This window comes from uncultured Altibacter sp. (genome assembly GCF_963972995.1).
Classification (GTDB): Bacteria; Bacteroidota; Bacteroidia; order Flavobacteriales; family Flavobacteriaceae; genus Altibacter.
The window spans coordinates 1-3207 of the sequence record NZ_CAXAXI010000062.1 but is presented as its reverse complement, the minus strand read 5'-3'; the positions used below and the strand labels follow the sequence as shown (position 1 = coordinate 3207).

The 3207-nt window shown below is 40.2% G+C and carries 6 protein-coding genes; 2 read left to right on the top strand and 4 right to left on the bottom strand.

All coding sequences use genetic code 11. From position 1 onward, the window contains the following. Nucleotides 1-144, top strand: a 144-nt coding sequence (locus tag AACZ11_RS13050) for a DUF819 family protein (protein ID WP_339832777.1), incomplete at its 5' end; no start/stop codon positions are given. Between the two features lie 51 nt (nucleotides 145-195). Continuing rightward, complete coding sequence (locus AACZ11_RS13045; protein WP_339832773.1) at nucleotides 196-903, top strand: DUF4369 domain-containing protein; 708 nt, start codon at nucleotides 196-198, stop codon at nucleotides 901-903. Here the strand turns inward: AACZ11_RS13045 and AACZ11_RS13040 are convergent, their stop codons facing one another. From AACZ11_RS13040 to idi, 4 genes are read right to left on the bottom strand one after another with little or no spacing between them, the layout of a single operon-like run. After that, nucleotides 904-1170 carry a hypothetical protein gene (locus AACZ11_RS13040; protein ID WP_034259061.1) on the bottom strand — a complete coding sequence of 89 codons (267 nt, stop codon included), beginning with the start codon at nucleotides 1168-1170 and terminating at the stop codon, nucleotides 904-906. It lies immediately after the preceding gene. A 42-nt stretch (nucleotides 1171-1212) separates the two neighbouring features. After that, a complete protein-coding gene (locus AACZ11_RS13035; RefSeq protein ID WP_339832770.1) occupies nucleotides 1213-2220 on the bottom strand; it encodes a type I phosphomannose isomerase catalytic subunit in 1008 nt (335 codons plus the stop codon). After that, nucleotides 2183-2590: a 6-carboxytetrahydropterin synthase gene (locus tag AACZ11_RS13030; RefSeq protein WP_339832768.1), complete on the bottom strand. Its 408-nt coding sequence runs from the start codon at nucleotides 2588-2590 to the stop codon at nucleotides 2183-2185. Before AACZ11_RS13030 ends, AACZ11_RS13035 begins: the two co-directional genes overlap by 38 nt. Beyond that, nucleotides 2587-3105, bottom strand: coding sequence for an isopentenyl-diphosphate Delta-isomerase (gene idi, locus AACZ11_RS13025; protein WP_339832775.1), 519 nt, complete (start codon nucleotides 3103-3105; stop codon nucleotides 2587-2589). The genes AACZ11_RS13030 and idi overlap by 4 nt, the downstream gene beginning before the upstream one ends. Nucleotides 3106-3207: the final 102 nt, after the last annotated feature.

Here is a 3207-nt window from a genome sequence, read left to right as displayed (position 1 = left end):
GCCGCCTCCGCTCCTATTGTCGCTTCGGCGTTTCACCCTTCATTAGCCACGGTAGGAGTCTTGCTGGCAGTGTTTGGTTATGCCATTGGGACGGTGGGTGCAATTCTGTGTACGGTTTTAATGCAATTGGCAGCTTCGGCGTAGGTTTTCTTTTAAAAAAAATGCATCTTTGCCCGCGTTAAAAAATAATGCTTCATGAAATATTTGTTTTCCCTGTTCGCTTTACTTTTCGTCATCACAAGCTGCAACAATGATGTCAACAAAATGTCTTTATCCGGAGAAGTTAAAGGGCTTCGGAAGGGGACCATATTGCTTCAGAAAATAGAAGACACAAGTCTTGTTGCAGTAGATTCTGTGGTTATTCATGGGGAAGCGATCTTCAATTTTTCAGAAACTATTGAAAGTCCGGAGGTATATGTACTCAGCCTTCGCATCAAGGATGAATCGTTATTGGACAAAGAACTTCCTTTCTTTGCAGAAGCGGGCGAGATCAACATTAGAACAAATTTAAAAAATTTCAATTCGGGTGCTGTGATCACAGGGTCGAAAAATCAGGCGAAACTTTCAGAATACAAAAAGTTGAAGCAGCGTTATGCCGACAGAAACCTAGATCTTATTGAACAAGAATTTGAAGCGTTAAAGACCGGAGATGACAGTCTTTTGGAGGTAATTCGAAAACGGAAACAAAGTACAATTACCGGCAAATATCTTGCGACCGTAAATTTTGCCATGAACAATAACGAATATGAACTGGCACCGTATCTTATGCTCAACGAAGTTTTCGACGCCAATGTGAAATATCTTGATACGGTGTACAAGTCGCTTACTCCAAAAATAAAAGACTCTAAATACGGAATCGAATTAGAGTCTTATATCGCTGAGCGCAAACAGAGCGGAAATTAATTACAGCGCGTTGATCTTATCGATCAATTTTCTACCGCGATCTTCCAATTCTTGATTGATCGCTTTGAAATGCTTCTTTTTATTCTCGACATCCTTAGCGTTCACTTTCTCGATTAATTCGTCGAACGTGTTTATCGCCTCATCAATGATCGCTTCGGCTTTCTTATTGTCCTTGTCCGGATTGGTAAGTTCCCAAATATAGACAGCTTCAATAATATCGCCTAACACATAATTAATGTCTCTTTTTAAAATACGTACACTTGCCATTTTTATAAATAATTTTATGCAAAAGTACTACTTACTTGTAGATTACGGGATATAAACCTCTAAAAATATGGCCTCGTTGGTATCAATAATAAGTGTATTGACCACAGCAGGGATTAGGATCGTTTCTCCGGTCTCGATGGTCTCGGAATGCGTACCGGTCTTTAAAGTGGCACTGCCCTTGACACACATGTAGACAGTAAAGGAATCAATGTTGGAAAGGTCTCTTTCCATAGACCGGGAGAGATCGAGTTTATTCGTCTCAAAATACGGAATTCGCTTTAAGAGAACCGGCATATTCTTTTCTTCGGAATAGAAAATTTTGGTACTGTGCGGTTCAAAATTGATAGCATCTACCGCCAATTCTGTGTGTAACTCTCGAAAGGTTCCGTCGGTATCCGGTCGATCCCAATCATAGATACGATAGGTGACATCGGATGTTTGTTGGATCTCGGCGAGCACTACTCCTGCTCCAATAGCATGTACGGTTCCCGGAGGAATAAAGAAGGCGTCCCCTTCTTGCACCTTTTCTGAATGCAAGATGCTTGTAATGGTATTTTCTGAAAGCGCTTTTTGGTATTTCTCTACATCCATGGCCCCGTTAAAGCCCAAAATTAATCGTGCATCGGCTTCTGCATGAAGAATATACCACATTTCAGTTTTTCCGAAGCTGTCGTGCCGCGACTTTGCTAGATCGTCATCCGGATGCAGCTGCACCGAAAGATCTTGCTTCGCATCGATGAATTTAAACAACAAAGGGAATTGATCTCCAAAATGCCGGTACACTTTTTCACCAACCAAATTACTTTTATATTGTTTTATTAGATCCAAAAGCGACTTACCCTTGTGGTTTCCATTGCGTACTTTAGAAATACTATCTTGTACCCCGGAAAGCTCCCAACTTTCTCCAATTTTCCCGTCTTTTTCTTTTCTGAAAAGTCTTTTCAATTTTTCGCCGCCCCATACTTTCTCTTTGAGTATGGGAATAAATTTCAGAGGATATAAATCTGAACCGCTACCCATTGTAAACGACGAAGTTTCTTGGTGTTTCATAGAGTTTTACTTCGATCTCATAATGCGATTCCAATCGCTTCCGAAGCTTTTTCCAAATGACTATGGCTATATTTTCTACAGTTGGGTTCAATGATTTGAATTCCGCCACTTCCAGATTAAGATTCTTATGGTCAAAAGCATCTTCTACTTCTTCTTTAATAATATCCTTGAGGAGTTTAAGATCGATAAGAAATCCTGTTTCCGGATCGATAGTACCTGTAAGACCTACTTCAAGCTCATAGTTATGACCGTGGTAATTAGGGTTGCTGCACTTTCCGAAGACAGCAAGATTCTTCTCATCACTCCACCCTTCCTTGAACAAGCGATGTGCGGCATTAAAATGGGCTTTGCGATATACCGTTAGACTCATACGCTTATGTGTTGATAAAATTTATCAAAAATAATTTTGAACCAAGCCGTATATTGATCGGGGTTCGCTTTGATGTCGTCCCGTACCTTTTCCAAGGGCATCCATTTCCATGAGGCGACTTCCTTTAAGTTTATGTTAGGAGTGCCGTTGTATTCCCCTATTAGAATGTGGTCGTATTCATGTTCCGTCAACCCGTTATCAAAGGGAGCTTTATAAATAAAAGCAGTGGTCTCTTTTAACGGCGTGGTAAAACCCATTTCCTCAAATAACCTTCTCTTTCCGGCTTCCAAATTCGATTCTCCATCCCGTTGATGACTGCAACATGTATTTGTCCATAGACCGGGGGAATGATATTTAGAAAGGGCACGTTGCTGTAGCAATAATTCTTTTTTACTGTTAAAGATAAATACCGAAAAAGCCCTGTGAAGCAATGCCTTCTCGTGCGCTTCCATCTTAGGCATCAAACCAATCTTCTCATCCTTTTCATTGACTAGGATGACTAGTTCTTCCTTCATAGCAAATTCTTCTTTTTCCAAAAGTACGAAATAGGTGGATGTTATTAAAAACAAAAAGCGTTCAAAGTGATTTTGAACGCTTTTGTTTGTTATTAGTTCGTG